The sequence below is a fragment of the Bacterioplanes sp. CLAM21 genome (assembly GCF_059641015.1).
Map to the genome: position 1 here is coordinate 2,393,866 of NZ_CM184929.1, position 17,851 is coordinate 2,411,716.

Genomic DNA, 17,851 nt, shown 5'->3' on the forward strand with positions numbered 1-17,851 from the left:
TGTCCTCTTTGGTCTAGCTACTTATTTATGATAGTTTTCGCGCCCCGCTAAAGTAAGGCATCAATTCGGATATTGCCTTGCTAAACCAAAAGCCATCACAAGGATATTTGATGAGCCGCCGCACGCTACTCTTTTTTATCATATTCTCTTTTTTAGCATTTCCGTCTATGGCCGCCCCTGTACAGGGAACGGGTGACGGTGAAAAACTGCATGGAACTAATTATTCAGACACGATACATGCCGGCGGAGGGAATGATCTCGTATTCGCTTTCGGAGGTGATGATGTCATCTATGGAGAGGCGGATCATGACCGGCTTTATGGTGGCAATGGTACGGTAAAAGGTAGTGGTAATGACGCCATTTATGGTGGGCCGGGCAATGATACTTTAGCTGGTGAGGACGGCACCGATACTCTGACCGGAGGGGAGGGGAACGACAGTTATTATTACTACCCAGGCTCCGATACAGACATCATTGTCGATCCTGAACCCGGTGACGATGTTTTATTTTTCTTGGAAACATCACGCGACGCGTTGGCATACTACCGCGACGGTGAAGACTTGGTGGTGCGTGTTAATCAAGATGCAACACAGCAAGCACGGGTGAAAGACTTTTTTGTATCGAGCGCTCACCAGGTACATGTGCAACCCGATGACGGTGGATTTACCATCATGGCCAGCCAGGTCAGTGCTATGGCTCAGCCGTATCCGGGCGATGGAAATGGCGATGGTTCAGGTAATGGCGATGGAAATGGCGATGGATCTGGTAATGGTAATGGTGATGGATCTGGTAATGGTGATGGATCTGGTAATGGTGATGGATCTGGTAATGGTGATGGATCTGGTAATGGTGATGGATCTGGTAATGGTGATGGATCTGGTAATGGTGATGGATCTGGTAATGGCGATGGATCTGGTAATGGCGATGGATCTGGTAATGGCGATGGATCTGGTAATGGCGATGGATCTGGTAATGGCGATGGATCTGGTAATGGCGATGGATCTGAACCTTTTCCAACAGCAGGCGGCGATAGCTGGCGTATAGACGAAGCCAATACATTTAAAGCCATCGATTCAGGCACCATGATTACTTCAGGCCCAGGAAATGATCTGTTGGTTGGTTCAGCAGGCGATGATTGGCTGTTTGGCGGTGCTGACAATGATCACTATCAAGTTGGTCTTAATGGCGGTAAAGATGTTATTTGGGATTTGGATGGTGATAACTATCTGCTATTGACCGACGGTATGACGGCTGGCGATATTGGTTATTCAGGTACACAGCAGGATTTGATTATTAGGCTGCCAGGTACGGATCACCAAGTTACGGTTAAACAATTTTTTGTCCGCAAAAACACCATTGCTGGTATTCGCTTTGACGATAAGTCAATCATTAAGGCGGATTCGCTTTTGCGTCGTTTTGGTCAGAGCCAACCAACCCAGAAAGATAGCCCTAGACAGTTGCATTTAGGTTCGCGTGACAGCGATCGCTTACGCATTGAAAGTGAACGTCATCTAGTGGTGGGCGGTAGCAGCAATGACGCTATTCAAGTGTTCAGCGGGGGCAATGTTCTTGCCGGCGGTGAAGGATCAGATATTTATGAATTTACTGCGAACTCCGGCCATAACATTATCATCGACAGAGAGGGTGAAAACGTTATCGCCTTTGGTGAAGGTCTACTGTATTCGGATATTGCTTATGGCCTTAAGCGTATCAACAATGATCTCATCATCAAGCTGACTCGTGATGCGAATAATACCGTCACAGTGAAAGACTTTTTCTCGTTCCGCAATACCGTAAGCATGTTGACGCTAGCCGACGGATCCATGTTGCTTGATGAGGATATTTGGCAGGACTTAAATTTAGCGCCAAGCCAGGACAAGCATCTTACTAGCATTTTTTCGCTCACCGAGGGTGGTGATCTAGATAACGACGGCATTGCAGGCGACAACGATGCTTGCCCATTCTCTAACTCAGTATCCGTGGATGCAAAAGGCTGTGATGCGTCTCGCGCTGACGCCGACGCTGATGGCGTATTCGACAGTCTTGATCAATGCCCGTCTACCCCTATAGAACCATCGCGCTTTAGTGCCTGCTCTTTCGAATTGACCGAGTTTTATTGTCAGGATATCGGTGGCCCCGCGGTCAATGCCAGCGGCTGTGCGGCAGACGAGCTGGATAGTGATAATGACGGCATCAGCGATGAGTTAGACAACTGTCCGCTGACTCCAAACGGCGCTGCGGTCAACGAACAAGGCTGCGACGATCTGGATAACGACGGTAAGTGGGCGGATAGTGACCACTGCCCAGGCACACCAGAATCTGAATTAGACGATGTGGATTTTTATGGTTGTTCGATCAGTCAGCGAGACAGTGATAACGATGGCGTTAATGATCATGTCGATAGCTGCTCTGACACTCAGAGGGATAATCCGGTCGATGCCCAAGGTTGTGCCGATTACCAGCGAGACACCGATGGCGATGGCCTAACCGACGATAAGGATCAGTGTGATAACACCCTGCCAGGTTCCGATATTGGCCCCGGTGGCTGTGCGCCCTATGAACGTGATACCGATGGCGATGGTATTAATGATGATGTGGATACAGACGACGATGGCGATGGAGTTGACGATATCAACGATGACTTGCCGCTTGATGCTACAGACTCAGTTGATACGGATGGCGACGGCATTGGCAATAACACCGATACGGATGACGACGGCGACAGCTATTCTGATGAACAAGAGCGTGCTGATGGTACCGATCCGTTAGATTGGCAAAGCAATGCCTGGTTTAACAGCCCATCACCGAGTCGAATTCCGCGTACCGGCCAAACAACATCGGTGTTTGCTGGTGACGATGGCGAAAAACAAAATGGCGCGCCGCGTATTTATCAGCGTTCAAATGAAGGCGTGGTATTTGACCGGCTTAGTGGTCTGGCCTGGCAAGACCAGCCAATTATTGAAGCGCAACGACTAACGTATCGAGAAGCCACTCAGTACTGTGAAAACCTAGAACTGGCCGGTCGCAGCAATTGGCGTTTGCCCACGTACCGTGAAATTCTCTATAGCTTTGAGCACGATGAGTTCATTTCAGATCGATGGGGTGGCAAGGTAAATTTCTGGCCAGATATCTTTAGGCATGTGCCTAACTATGATTTGGTAGCATCAACATCTGACATGACGATGTGGACTCGTACCCTTACGTACAGCCGTGATGGACGTAAAACCAGTTCGCGTATGGTAGTGAACTCAGCGGGCAATAGCCATTCAGGCAAAGGCTTGATTCTAGAAAATAAACCCGATGAACCGATGTGGTTGCGCTGCGTTTCCCCAGAAAATAACGATCAGCGTACTTACGATTCAAGCTTTCATGGCTCAGATAACAACGTCGTTATTGATTCGATAAGTCAGTTGATGTGGCAGGATGAGCCCATTAATAAAGAGCTAAAACATAATTGGAGCGAAGCCTATAACCATTGTGAAAGCTTGCAGTTAAGTGGTCATGATGACTGGCGCTTGCCGACCATTAACGAAGTTTTTTCATTGGTGGAAGAGCTGCACAATACTCGCGTTTTAAATAATGTTATTCCTGCCAATACCTGGAGCGAATCGAATGAGCAGGAACGTATCGGTAGTTGGACGAGCACCTCTTGGTTTGGTGACAATGGTGAAGAAAAATACGCCGTCAAAGCCAATGGTGGTCGCTTTCAATTAGAACATTCCAATTGGAATGTATTCTCTGGCCGAGCGTCATCTTACAACGCCTTTCGTTGTGTGCGGGAGCATCGTTCTCCTGCGTTAGCGCTGCAAGATGTTCCAGAGCAAGTGGTGCAGGGGCAGCCAGTGGCTTTTGATGCCAGTGCCTCCACCAAAGGAGACAGCGAACGTTTGACGTTTGTCTGGACTTACCGCGGCAATGTTATATCGACGGTGCCTGCGTTCTCCTTCAAAGACTTTGAACCAGGCTGGGCCAATGTTGATTTGGTCATGCGTGATGAAAATGGTCTGGCGTTTAAGCACGCTTGGGGAATCAATGTTTTAGCAGTACCTGAAATCCGTGTGACGGGTAATGCGGTGGTTGAACCGGATGCTGAGTTGACGCTGAATGCGTCGGGCTCATCCAGTGCCAATGGTGAGCTGGTGAAATACCAGTGGCACGAACTGGAAAGTGGCAAGGCAGTGTCTGATTCAGCACAGCTGAAGTTGAGCTTTGACGCCGCAGGCAGCTATCAATATCGCGTAACGGTGGAAGACAGTTTAGGAATTACGAGCACCAGCGTGGTCATTGTGCAGGTGGTTAATCCTCCTGAGCTGAGTGCCATTATTCCAGGGCTAGTGACGCCTGGAGATGTGTTGTCTCTCGATGCCAGTGCTAGCAAAGACTCGGCAGGCGGTGAATTGAGCTTCCAGTGGATGATTGATGGAACGCTGGTTGGTACAACCGCCACGCTTGAACACATAGGCCTTGCTGCTGGCACACATACCGTGACCCTAAGTGTTACCAATTCGGCTGGCATCAGTACTGAGCAGAGTTTCACGGTGCTGGTGGGGCATGAGCCGGTGGCCGTTATCCGTATCAACGAATCTCTCAGTACCGGCGGTCGTTTGATTGCCAGTGCTGAAGGCAGCCAAGATCAAGATGGCGATGCCTTGGAATATCAATGGTTTTTAGACGGCGAGCTGGTTGGACGGGAGCAAGATTTATCCCTGACGGATGTTGCCCTGGGTCAGAGAACTCTCGAGCTTTTTGTTAAAGACGCTACCGGTCTTGAAACTACTGCGACTAAGGCCTATGTAATGCTGTCGCATAACTTGGAGTCGTGCTCCCTGCCGGTTGTGACGGCGGACTACGAATATTTCTATGAATATCCCGCTGATGATATTCCGTGGGCGGGAGGTGCTGATGCTACGGTGGAAAATATCGAGCGCGCGTTTAATCATGCCCGTAGTTTAGACCCATCAGTAAACGTGTATTTAAATTTGCCGTCTCAGCAACAATGGGATCAGCTGTCTCTGCAGCAAAAAGGTTTATACCTGGTGAACGCCGAGCGAGAAGCCAGGGGCCTAAAACCATTGACGGGTGTGGCCAGTGATATTGTGGCAACCGTTAAAGAATACGCACGCTATGTTCGCTCCAACAATATGTTGGGAGGACACTTTAGAGATGGACGCACGCCGCAGCAGCGTTTAGCCGTGCACGACTACCTGGTTAATAATCGCGATGGCTTAAACTTCTTTGGTGAGTCAGTACATCAATTTGCTGGAGATAGCGAAGAGTATGTTTTAGCGCGAGCGATTTATGGCTGGCTCTATGTTGATAAAAACTGGTTTGCTGGCAAGCCTGACGCTAGCGGTCCGCAATGGGGGCATCGCGATCACTTGTTAAAAAATGCCAGCACTGAAAACTCTGGCAGTGCTGACAGTGAGGGTATTGCTGGCTTTGGGGTTGATGTGGGTGACTACAATCCAACCAATAAGCCTAATGTCACCACTGGAGGGGTTGCCGTTTATAACACCCTCGATCAATCCAGCAGCTGGGATGAGTCTAACTTAGAGACCGTTGATACCTCCGGTGCGCATTTATGCGTACAAAACGAGGCGGTCACTGTAACGGCACCCGCCAGTGATATTCAAAGTGTGCGTGTATCGCCTTCTAGTTTGGTATTAAATCAAGGCCAAAGCCATGATGTGCAGGTTACTGCCATTGCATCTGATGGTTCAGTGTTGGATGTATCGGATCAAGTAACGGCATCAACAGGCAGTTTTTCTATTGTTTCGCTAAGCAATGGCCGGTTAACCGCTTTATCAGCCGGTGAAACACGTATTCGCTTAACGCTGGGTGATATCAGTACCGAACTCCCGGTATTGGTGCATGAAGCGTTACCGCGTGACATGCTGTTGCAGTCTGTGCCACAGGCTCAGCAACCTTATATTCCAGACAATGCGGCCAATGCCTCATACAACACAACGGCCATGCTATTTGAGTCGGGTTACGATAGTAAAGCCATGGCGACCTACACCGGATTAGTGGTGGATGAAAACAGCGTACCTCTCGCTGGCGTGCAAGTTTCTTTCCTTAATAAACCACGCCTTGGCAGTGTGTTCACCGACCATAATGGCCGCTTTATTATCGCAGGGCCTGCAGGCGTGCAGCGCTTTAATTATGAAATGGCGGGGCGTTTACCACTGCAGCGCAAGGCGACTGGTGCGTCCGATGCCTGGGCTAATGTTGAAACCGCCATGTTATTGCCGTTTGATCATCAGGTATCTCGCATAGATTTAACCGCTGGTGTGGCTCAGGTGCACCAAGCATCGGTGATAACGGATGAGCGCGGCAGTCGCAAAGCTACGGTGGTCTTTAATGATATTACCCAGGCTAAGGTGGTGTCGCGAGACGGCAGTGAACGTGTGTTGGACGAATTCCTATTTACTGCCACAGAGCATGTGACGCCAGCGTCAATGCCAGGACCGTTGCCGGACACCACTGCCTTTACCTATTGTGCAGAGTTGCATGTTGACGGTGTGCGTTATGACGATACCGTGGTATTTGATAATGACGTAACCCTGATGGTCGATAACTTCCTCGGTTTTGAGGTCGGCGAAATTGTGCCCGTTGGTTCCTTTAATACCATTACCTCGGAATGGGAAGGTCAGCCTAATGGTGTGATTGTGATGGCCATCGACAGTGATAATGATGGCACTATTGATGGTGTGGATTACACCGGTGATCGTATCGCCGATGATTTAACCAAAGACGGTAGCACCACAGATGAAGCTCTAGGCCTTGCCGGATATAGTGATGGCGATACCCTAATGTGGAGCCGTGTATCGCACTTTTCTGCTAATGATTTGAACTTTGCTCAGAAAGGTGACGAAGGCTCCAACGATGCTGGGGCGAAATCTGGTCAAGACAAAGACAATAACGATAAAGAATGTACCGGCTCTTACGTTAAGCCCTACCAGCGATCTTTTCATGAAGACATTGAGCTGGCCGGGACTGATATTCAGCTCCATTACAGCTCCCAGCGTACGGGTGATTACCATCACAAGGTCACGGTCACGCTGAGCGATGCCGAATACCCTGAGCGGGTAGAGCGCATGATCGCCCGTTTGGAAATTGGCGGTCATATTTTTGAACAGTCTTTTGATCCCCAGCCAAATTTAGATGCCGAGTTTATTTGGGACGGCAAAGACATTACTGGCCAGTACATACCAGGCACAGTGCGCGGTAAATTCAGTGTGGGGTATGAGTACCGTACCAACTACGTTAGCTCTGGCAATGCCGCCGACGATGGCTTAAGTCCCAGTGATTACCCCGTGGCTTGGGCACAAGTGGGCAGCCGTGCGACGGCGGTGGAAGGGCGCCAAACCTTTATTGCTTGGAACGATCAAGGCATTGAGCTGAAAAACACCTTCCCCAGCCAGATTGCTGAAGGCTGGTCATTGTCGAACGTGCATGAATACGACAATCGGGACAGTATTTATCGTGGCGACGGTGGCTTAGAAACCATCGATGCACAAAATAACGTCATGCAAACCGGCATGACCGTGAGCCGAGTGGAAGGTGACGACGGTTATTACCAAAAAGGTGGCCTAGTGGGTGATTATTACTTCACCAGCTTTGGCACTATGGTCGATAACAATACCGGCCTGATTTGGCAGTATCCGGAAACACCAAAACGTTCGAATGCTTATGATGCGACTCAGGCTTGTAGTCCAAGCAGCGGCTGTACCATAGACGTTACCCCGCGAGCCTATTGCGATAACCTGGTGTATGCCGGTCGCAATGATTGGCGTTTGCCGACCTTTAAAGAGCGCGGCTATAGCCAAAATAAAGCGCGTAATGGCAATAACGACATTTATCGCGGTGCGGATATCTGGACAGCCAGCATGTTGAATATCAGCCGTGGTTCCAAGCCGTTGTACTGTGTTGCCGGTGATGTACTGGATGCCAGTCTGACCCAGGCCATGAAGCGCAACGCTAGTAATGATGTGGTTGTTAATAAAAACAGTGGTTTAATGTGGCAAGATGTAGCCAGTAATTCCTCCGCGACTTACAGCTGGGAGCAGGCCATTTCACACTGTGAAGCCTCAACCCACGCAGGTTTTGATGACTGGCGTTTGCCTAATGCGAACGAGCTGCTGTATGCCTTGCCGAATGATCATTTCCAGCACCAAGTTCAGCGGCCGGATGATTATAAAGAAGGCCAATACTGGCAAGAAAAACGCTTCCGTGTACCTTATTGGAGCTCTACGCCCGCGTCGCACAATAATACCGACGCCTGGGGTATCGAAAGCAGTGGTTTTAATGCCTTATACGCCCAAAACGAAGACTATTATGTGCGCTGTGTGCGAGACGCCGACAGTACTCGTCGTAGCCCCTATGTGTTTGATAGTGAGGGCCGCCATCAACAAACCATCGACTTAGATTCCGGCACCACTCTGGTGGATTACCAGTACAACGACAAACAACAACTGGTGGCCATCGTTGATCGCTTTGGCAACCGGGTAACAATCGAGCGTGATATGGACGGACGTGTCGAAGCCATTGTCGCGCCTGATGGTCAGCGTACCGAATTGGATATCGATGCTGATAACACGTTAGCGCGCGTGGGCTATCAAGATGGCAGCAGCTATCAGTTTTATTACGATGGCAGCTTGCTAACGGAAAAAATCGACCGTAATGGCAACAGTTTCCCACATCATTTTGATGAGCACGGCAGGGTAACCCGCACGCAAAACAGTGAAGGCGGAGAATGGACCTTTTACGAAAAATATTTGCAGCAGAATCAAACTGAATACGGCTTTGATACTGCAGAAGGCCAGCAATACAACACGGTACGTTCTGTATTGGATGACGGCAGTGTTAAAAAGGTCACTCAATACAAGGATGGCTCCATCTTAGAGCAGGTATTAAGTGCCGACCGCTTGCAGCAATCCTTTGTTGAGCAAGGGGTCACCACGCACATTGAAAAGGTGAAAGATCCACGCACTTTAAAAAAGCGTGCCCATAAGGTCAGTACGCAGTTACCCAGCGGCCTAACCAGCACTGTGGTGATTGACAAAACCTACGCCGAATCCGGCGCCGATTTTAGCCGCTACAGCGTGCGTACCGATATCAACGGTGATGTGAGCGAAGTAACGGTGGATGCCCCAGCTGGCACCAGCCGCTTTACCTCGGCAGAAGGCCGCACCGTGGTAAATGCTGTGGACCCACAAACCCGCCTGCTGAAACGCAGCCAAAGCTCGGGCCTGGCCGATACCTGGTATCAGCACGACACTCGTGGCCGAGTGATCGAGGTCAAACAAGGTGATCGCAAGGTCCAGTATGTTTATGAGGATGCCATCAGTCGTGGCCAGCTCAGCAAAGTGATTCATGCCGATGGCAAAGAAACACGCTTTGAATACGACGTCATGGGGCGGTTGCGCAAAACCCATTACCCGGATGGCAACAGTACCGAAGTGCATTACGATAACAACGGCAACAGCACCGAGCTGACGGTGCCGACGGCGGCGAGTCATACCTTTGCCTACAACGGTGTGAATAAAGTTAAAAGAAGCCAAGCGCCGGGCAGTAAGCCGACCCAGTATCACTACGACCGTGATCGTCGCTTAACGGCCATTACTTTGCCGTCGGGCCAGCGCATTGAATACCACTATGATAACGGTCGTCATGTGCGCACCCAAGCGCCAGAGGGTACGCTGCATTATCAGTATCAAAACGGCAATCAGCTGCGTCGCATGTATCAAGACGATGAAAGCATTCAATACCGCTACGATGGCACCTTGCTCACGGAAGTGGCTTATCAGGGTGAGCTGAACCAGCTGATTAAATACGGCTACAACGCCGACTTTAACGTCAATACACTGAGCTATGCGGGCCAGCAAACTCAGCTGAGTTACGATGGCGATAAATTGCCCACCGGAGTGCATGGCTTTGAGATTCAGCGCCACGCTCAGCACGGCTTGCCGACCAGCGTGAAACGTGATGGCTATGAGCAACAGCGTACTTACAACGACTACGGCGAAGCTTCTGAGATTAATCATCAGCAAGGCGATGTAGCCCTTAAGCAACAGCTGAGCTACAACAAGGTCGGTCAGATCGTACAAAAAATCGAAGTGATGAGCGGCACCAGCCAAGCTGGGACGCGCATTTACGACTATGACTACGACAACAAACAACGCTTAACTGAGGTCAAAATCAACGACCAAGTGGTCGAAGCCTACGACTACGACGCCAATGGCAATCGTATTCTGACCACCAGTACTGAGCGCCAGGTCAGTCAGCAAACAGCCAGCTACAACCAGGGCGACCAGCTACAGCAGGCGGGCAATCAAAGCTACGAGTACGATGCTAATGGCCGCTTAAAACGCAAAGTTCGCCGTACCGACGACGGCGCGAACGTGGTCACTCAGTACCAGTACGACAGCCAAGGCCGCTTACTCAAAGTAATAGCGCCAGAAAAGACTGTTGAGTATCGTCATAACGCCTTTGGTAACCGCGTAGCCAAATTAATCAACGGCGAAATCGTTGAAAAATACCTGTGGCAAAACAAAACCACCTTGTTGGCGACGTACGATGGCAACGGCGAGCCGAAGCAACGCTTTGAGTATACTTTGGGCCATGCGCCAACTGCCTTTACTCAAAACGGTGAGCGTTATTACCTGCTCACTGACCAGTTAGGCAGCCCGCGCATCGTCACCAACAGCACCGGCAGCGTGGTCAAAGACATCCGCTACGACAGCTACGGTAATGTGCTGGAAGACTCTAACCCAGAGTTTGAGCTGCCGTTTGGATTTGCGGGTGGGCTGTACGATGTGGATACTGGCTTACTGCGCTTTGGCTACCGTGACTTCGACCCAGAAACAGGCCGCTGGACTGCACGCGATCCGATTGGGTTTGCCGGTGGTGACACCAACCTGTATGGGTATGTGTTGGGGGATCCGATAAATGCAGTTGATCCAACCGGGTTGTGGTTTTTTGCAGCGCCAGCAGCGCAAGCGGCAATAAACGCAACCATTAGTGCGCTGACTTCTAATTCAGCTCTTACTGCATTGAGTACTCTAATAGCAGCAATTACCGGGGAAGTGGTCCTACAAGAAATTGCAGAAAGTGAGTCGGAGGGTGAGTCGTGCCCGGGCGGAGGAGGGGGATGGACACCTGATCCTGAAGATATTCCGGATTTTGACTGGGATGACCCGACTAAACCACCGGTCGATGCTGAAGGGAATGAATGGCCTTGGCGTGGGCCAGATGAGCCTGGTGGTAAGAGGGGAGGGTATGTTAATCCCAAAGATAAAAAAATTAGTGTGCACCCGGATATGAATCACCCTCAGCCGATAGGTCCGCATTGGGATTACACTAATAGGAGGTTCGGTGGTGCTAGAGTTCACCCTGACGGAAGAATAACCCCAAAATAGTAGGTGAGTATGTTGTTAAGTCTTGAGTCAAGAAAATCTGTAGCATACCTGGAGGAGATGTTTCAATCTGAGCGGCATATGTCGAAAAAACTACCCCCTCTTGTAAGGCTCATGGAAGGGAGTTTTTATGCAGTTTTACCAGACGATGTGCGTATTCGAGACGTCTATGCCTTTAATGATGGGGTCCTAACAGGTATCCAGGATTGCAGAGCAGAACAGTCATGCAGAGTGAGTGCCAAACTAGATCCTTCTAGTAATCTGAGTGATGTTCTGTGGGAGTTCCTGCTGGCTGAAAATAGCTTCTTGGTCATGGATGACTACATGGCTGATTTAGGTGATGAAGATCTAGAGCAGAGATTTTCTGGCTCATGGCGTTGTGAAAATGAAGAAATTTACCATGTGATTAATAGTAGTGACGACGATGTCAGAGGACTATTGCCTAACTTAATTCGTGCCCTCAATCTAGGCTGGTACTTCATCTGTGTAGGTGGATGGAAAGGTAATAATCGAGATGTAAAGCTATCTCAGCTATGCGTGGATGATATTCGTATCGCTGTGGTAAATGCTTATGACGGTGAAGGGTTTGTTGTATGGGCTTTGGATGAGTTAACAAAAACCGAACGTATATAGACGCTCTCTCGGGAACAAACCGGACACCCATCCTAGAAAACAAAATGGACACCCACCCTAAGCTGTCACATTGGTGGCAGCCTGCTCAGCAGCGGCTTGGCTGGTTCAGTTGCTGCAGAGCCGGAGTGTCATTATGCCCAAGCTCAGAAAACATCAGGTCTCGCTCGACGCCACGCCGTATTATCATTGCGTTTCACGCTGTGTGCGGCGCGCTTTTGTCTGTGGTACGGATCACACGACGGGCAGTGCTACGAGAACCGCCGTGGCTGCCTGGAAGATGAAACTAAACGAATGCAAAGTCCAATGTTTGCCGGATATCGGTGGTTCCCTAGTAGGGATCTGCTGGCAGAAACACCAGCTTTAGGTGATAGCTGCCACTATTGGTGAGCGATACTTCCCATATTATGGAAAAGCTTAAGTGGCTGGCTCCAAGCTTGGTTCAGCGTCTTAAAATGATTGGTGATTTATATGAGTAAGTTGTTAATTGCGTCATTGCTCGTTTTAACGCAGTGTGGATGTGCTATAGCATCCAGCAACGATGATTTGGTTGTCGAGCGTAGTATTGGGCAGTTGATTCTTTCACATGACCAGAAATTCAGTTATGAAAATGATGACAACCCGTTTGGTTCAGCCATGATTTTTGATGAATTTGTCAGCGTATTTAACAGAGACGTAGTGATGTTGCCAAAGGAAAGTCAAGTTGAGTTCTTGTGGGCAGCAATGTGGCATTTAGATTTTGATGGTCATTCAATGATGCAGTTTCAAATGATCGTGGCAAAGAACTGTGGTGAAGCTTTTGTTGAAAAGCTGGAGGGGTATGTCAACAAGGAAGCTAAATTGCAACGAAACAAGACACGTCTACACCTCACAGAAAAGGTCCTATTTGGGCTAAAAAAAATAATTGATGGCCGTAGCAGCTAGCTTGATCGAAACTGAAAGACGTATAAATATGCTACCGGTGCCAATGTTTAGTGAGTCATCAAGACATTTGTCGTGGTCAGATGACTACGACCTCAAGCACTGCTAGAAAGCCTTGAAGGCGTCAATCCGGTCCTGGTCTGGCGGCGTACGTTTGTGCACCGCTGCCCAGGATCTGGGCTTCATCGGTCAAATAATTTGTGGCTGCATAGATACTCTCTCTATGGGAGGCAGCTTTAGGAAGCGTTGTTCTTAAAAATACAGGAAGGATATGAGGTTTATTCCTACACCTTACTACGCTCGTAAATTGTTTTTTTTGTTGGCTATGTTAGTGCTAGTTAAAATTATAGATGAGCTTTTTGTTATACCGGTTGTAAAGTCAGGCAAGATTGAATATACGTTGTTCTATATGGTCAACTTGGCTCAAATGTTTCATTTGGCTTGGTTTGTCATAACGTTTAGGTGCCCCAATCCTGACTGTCGACGACCACAAATTTATCGATCAGCTTCTATATCGGATTTGAGGTTGCCTGGCGATAACTGCTACCTCTGCGGGGAAAAGCTAAAGCAATAATTGACTCCTTCGATCTTTTAATCAGCGGACTGTAGTGGTATCCAAGAAGCACCCTCCCAAAGGAACTGCCCCTGTGACGGCCCTAGCCAGTTGGCAAAGGATGGGTGAACGTTCTTTGATGTTATGGGGCTATTCAAATCGGTATGGTTTGAGCAGCAATTAGCTATGTTCAAACCACCACCCCAAACACCGCCTGAAACACCTTAAAGCTATCGATCCGGTCCTGATCCAGCAGGGTGCGTTTGTGCACAGCTGCCCAGGGACCGGACTCCATCACTTCGATGATTTGCCGCTCCATCGCCATTTGCTTGCGGTAGATGGATTCGAGCCCGTCTGAATCCGTGAGCGCTTCGCCAAAGTAGATCATCAGCTCAACCTGACGGTGGCCGGCGCTATTCTGCTCGGGGCCAAGAAGGCCGGGTACCACTCGGATGATTGGGTAGTCCGCATGGCTGATGCCTTTCTCTAGCCCTAGCTTGGCCGTTTTGATTCCTGGGATCTGGCCCAAGGCCGTGACGATATCCTGCAGTTTGTTTTCGATCATGCGCGTTCCACCGGTATGCTGATTAGGCCTGGTGACTTACCGGTATTGGCTGATTGCGAGCGCTTGGCTGAGCGTTCAGCGTCGTTGAACTCTTTGCGGTAGCTGCCCAGCTTTGACGCATAGATATCGTCGGCTTCGCTCTGATGGATAAGGCACACCAGAATGTAGGCGCGCAGCTTGATCAAACGATCACGCCAGTAGTCCTCAAATTTTCCTAGCTCGGCTACGTCGGTAGTCGCTTGTTGCTCGATCTCGGGTGTGACGCGGTCGCCTAGGAACTTGTCGTCGTACGTAATTGCCATCTAGCTATCTCCCAGCAGCTCGGCTGCCCGTTTGTTGAAGAATCCCTCGGCGGAGTTCTGGCCGTCTTCCAGCCATGGATCGCCTTCGTACCCAGGGTGTTTGACCGATTTGGCGAAGGCAAAGCCGTTGCCAGCAGGGAACCGCAGCACAGACTTGTCTTTCGGTTCGATGGTGTGTGGCTTGGCGCCCCAATGGACAAACTCTGCGTGAGGGGCGCGATTCAGGTCATGCTGGATGATGAACCCGTCGGATTCCTTCTTGAGTGACAGCGAATCAATCAACGCACCGCTTTGAGTGTGTTTATCAGCCTGAGTGAACACGGCGTTGAAAACATCATGCGCAGTGTTTGTCACCACTCGATCGCCACGGCCGGGAAGATCATTGAGGCGCTTAATAACGTCCTCTATGTCGTCAGAACTGACTGTGATCATCGTCGTGCTCCATTTCGTCTATTTCTGCGTTAATTTGGCTGATGAGTTCTTGATTGGATGAGCCCAAGTCAAGCGAGACCAGTTGCTTCATTTTTTCCTTGATGTAGGAATCTGGCGCGCCGGCCATTTGCATCTGTTGTAGGGTGGATATCTCAGTCTGCATGTCGGCCAGACTGTAATCTGTAGCCCAGGTGGACGATGCGGTTCCGCTGCCTTTCAGCCAAGCGATAACGATGTCCCACATCAGATTCTCAAAGTCCTGCATGCGGGCTGCGAATGAGCTGAGCGAGGCATTGAGTAGCTGGAACCGCAGCTGCATAGCGATACCGCTTTCCTGCTGCTGTGGTGGCTGAACATTCAGGCTGACCTCATCGATGCGCCGCATGACCATGTCGATGGCTTTGTAATAGGCTTCTGTTGGCGTGGCATCAGGGCTCAAGAAACCAGGCTGGGCACCGGCGCTATGCACGATCATATTTTCGGTCCCGATGGTCTCCGCTACGGCTTTTACATCATCCCCCTGAACAAAATTGCTCAGCTCTTGTGGGTCAACGGGGTAGGTCAGCAGGCTGAACGTCTGGCTGCGTAGCAGTTCGTCCAGCTCCGATTGCATGTTGTAGAGGCGTTTTGATAGGTGAGCGATGGGAGCAAATTGGCCTGGTTCTAAAAATTTCCCGGTCTCACTGAATGCAATGGCAGGGCAGCGGCCAAGGCCGTGGTCGCCGCCGTCAATTTTTTTCCCCTCGCGTTTGATGTACCAGCGCTGATCATCCCAACCGCGAATCACGGGTTTACCGTTTTTATCTTCACCAGGCATTTCCAGCATGGCCAGTTGGCCACGTTCATCTAAACGGTAGTCTTCGATGTCTTCCGGATTGATCGACACCAGATACGGGAACGCTCGCTCTTTGACCTGGCTTGCTTTGTCTTTCGGCAGCTTCTTTGGCATTTCCACCAGTAGGACCATGTTCCCTCTGGCTTTGGCCTCCATCATAAACCGAGACCAAAACCCACCGATGGAGTCTCCGCGCCAATTGCAGTCCTTGGCGAACTGTTCCAATAATTCACCGCTGATATCCCTCGTCACGGGACGTTTTTTGATAAAGCCCACAAAGCGATTACAGGCCTGGCTCATGGGGTTGCTGTACCAAGCAATCTCTTTGCGCCTTTCGTATTTTTTATCGCCCTCGCGGGGGTACTTGATCAGATAGCTGCCGTCGGCGAAGCCGCCACGTCCGTGCAAAGCATCCGCCAAAAATTTCATCGTTTTATTCGTCGACATGAGCGCACCTCGTTTATGGCGCAACCCTGTCATGCAGCTGACCGATTTTTTGCCAAAGAAAAGAACGCGCGCGCGAGACCATCAAGCCTCACTACTGATCAGTAACCACCAGAAAGCGAGAGGCTGATGGACTTAGAAACATTACGAGAACCACTGGGCGATAAGTTTGAGCCACTGAAAGAATACGTTTCGACATTGGAAGGCCAGCGAGATCAGGCTAGACAAGAGTCGATCAGTGGCCGCAAAACACTTAAATCAGAGAATAAATCGCTCAAGCAGCAGAATATTGACCTGCTGGAGAAGCTGGGCATCGAGTCCTTCGACGAGCTTGAAAGTTTGCCGGATGCCAAAGGGCAAGCGGATGCCGTGAAGCAACTCGAAACCAAAAATAAGCGCTTGGAAACCGATCTGGCTGACAAGCAAAGCCAAATCGAAACGATGCTGAAGCAGCAGCGCGATGATGCGTTTCAGCGCGAGCTCTCTGACGCCATTGGCGACCGATTCGTTGATTCAGAAATCGTTGGCCAAGCCATGCGCAGCGCCGTCGAATTTGATGGAGAAACCCCGTTTATTCGCCGTGGCGATAAGCTCATGCCTGTCAAGGACGCGGTGGATGCATTGGCGGCAGACAAGCCGCAACTCGTTAAATCCTCTGGAGCGGGAGGCTCCGGTTATCGCGGCAACGACCGAGAAGGTGGATCCGCACATGGTGGCGATCTTTCCAAAATGTCACGGGAAGAGAAGCTCGATCACTTTCGATCCAAATCAGGTGAATAGGTAAATAACTATGTCCGTTTCCAATATGTCGGTGTTCGACAAACAAGTGCAGCTGGTCGCAACCGAAACCATCGATCAGAACGTGCAGAAATTTAATGAGGCATCCGCGGGTGCCCTGGTCATTGGTAGTGCTGAGCATATCGGCGACTACTTGGAAGAAGCCAGCTACAAACTGATCTCTGGGTTGGCCCGCCGCCGGAATGCTCGTGGCAGTGGTTCAGTGGCTTCAAAGTCGATCCGCCAAGACACCGACCGTTCCGTCAAAGTGGATGGGGGTATCGGCCCAGTTGATTGGACTATGGAACAGTTCCGTCGCCTGGGCAAAAGCCAAGAAGAGGCGGGCTTGATCATCGGCGAACAGGCGTCTGCTGCCATGCTGAAAGACTACATCAACACGTCCGTAATGGCCGTACGTGCCGCCATTGAGCGCCAGACCGAACTTGTTCATGACGCTACTGCAGGAAAAATCAGTCTGCCGGCATTAAACCGCGGTGCCAGTAAATTTGGTGATCGCTCTCAATCGCTGGCGTGCTGGATGATGCATGGCACTACCTGGCACGACCTGATTGATGAGGCCATTCAGAACACGAATCGCTTGTTCAACATCGGTGACATCAACGTGATGGAAGACAAACTCGGGCGGCGTTATGTGGTGACCGACTCCCCAGCTTTGATGACCGCCGGCTCTCCAGATACGTATCACACACTGGGCCTGGTGCCAGGGGCTGTTCAAGTTCAAACCGGTGCATTGATCTCGGTGACCAAAGAAAATACCGGTGGTGAAAACATCACCGTTACTCATCAGGGTGAATACAACTTCATGCTGGGCCTGCTGGGTTACTCCTGGAATTCCGAGAACGGCGGGGCGTCTCCAAGCGACGCTGCTCTGGCCTCGGGTGCCAGCTGGGATCTGTTTGCCAGCAGCTTAAAGGACACCGCAGGTGTTCTCGTGAAATCTCAATAAGAGGCCCT

At 50.2% G+C, this 17,851-nt stretch carries 9 protein-coding genes; 5 read left to right on the top strand and 4 right to left on the bottom strand.

Features of this window, described 5'->3' with window-relative positions; genetic code table 11:
- Positions 1–167: 167 nt before the first annotated feature.
- From AC55FS_RS11100 to AC55FS_RS11110, 3 genes are all read left to right on the top strand, one after another.
- A complete protein-coding gene (locus tag AC55FS_RS11100) occupies positions 168–11,420 on the top strand; it encodes an Lcl domain-containing protein (protein ID WP_496932317.1) in 11,253 nt (3,750 codons plus the stop codon).
- 78 nt (positions 11,421–11,498) lie between these two features.
- The gene (locus AC55FS_RS11105) at positions 11,499–12,050 is read left to right on the top strand and encodes a hypothetical protein (protein ID WP_496932318.1); all 552 of its coding nucleotides are present in this window, start codon (positions 11,499–11,501) and stop codon (positions 12,048–12,050) included.
- Between the two features lie 468 nt (positions 12,051–12,518).
- Positions 12,519–12,971, top strand: a complete 453-nt coding sequence (locus AC55FS_RS11110) for a hypothetical protein (RefSeq protein ID WP_496932319.1) — start codon at positions 12,519–12,521, stop codon at positions 12,969–12,971.
- A gap of 740 nt (positions 12,972–13,711) precedes the next feature.
- Here AC55FS_RS11110 and AC55FS_RS11115 read toward each other — a convergent pair.
- The 4 genes from AC55FS_RS11115 to AC55FS_RS11130 are packed head-to-tail and all read right to left on the bottom strand — an operon-like array spanning position 13,712 to position 16,102.
- Positions 13,712–14,086, bottom strand: coding sequence for a hypothetical protein (locus AC55FS_RS11115; protein ID WP_496932320.1), 375 nt, complete (start codon positions 14,084–14,086; stop codon positions 13,712–13,714).
- Positions 14,083–14,388 (bottom strand): hypothetical protein, encoded by a 306-nt coding sequence (locus tag AC55FS_RS11120; RefSeq protein WP_496932321.1) that lies wholly within the window; start codon positions 14,386–14,388, stop codon positions 14,083–14,085. Before AC55FS_RS11120 ends, AC55FS_RS11115 begins: the two co-directional genes overlap by 4 nt.
- Positions 14,389–14,820 (bottom strand): hypothetical protein, encoded by a 432-nt coding sequence (locus AC55FS_RS11125; protein WP_496932322.1) that lies wholly within the window; start codon positions 14,818–14,820, stop codon positions 14,389–14,391.
- On the bottom strand, positions 14,801–16,102 hold the full coding sequence (locus tag AC55FS_RS11130; RefSeq protein WP_496932323.1) for a phage portal protein: 1,302 nt from the start codon (positions 16,100–16,102) through the stop codon (positions 14,801–14,803). Before AC55FS_RS11130 ends, AC55FS_RS11125 begins: the two co-directional genes overlap by 20 nt.
- 126 nt (positions 16,103–16,228) lie before the next feature.
- Between AC55FS_RS11130 and AC55FS_RS11135 the strand changes: the two genes are divergently transcribed.
- Together AC55FS_RS11135 and AC55FS_RS11140 are read left to right on the top strand one after the other, a co-directional pair.
- Positions 16,229–16,879, top strand: a complete 651-nt coding sequence (locus AC55FS_RS11135) for a hypothetical protein (RefSeq protein WP_496932324.1) — start codon at positions 16,229–16,231, stop codon at positions 16,877–16,879.
- A 10-nt stretch (positions 16,880–16,889) separates the two neighbouring features.
- Positions 16,890–17,843 carry a major capsid protein gene (locus AC55FS_RS11140; RefSeq protein ID WP_496932325.1) on the top strand — a complete coding sequence of 318 codons (954 nt, stop codon included), beginning with the start codon at positions 16,890–16,892 and terminating at the stop codon, positions 17,841–17,843.
- The last annotated feature ends 8 nt before the right edge of the window (positions 17,844–17,851 follow it).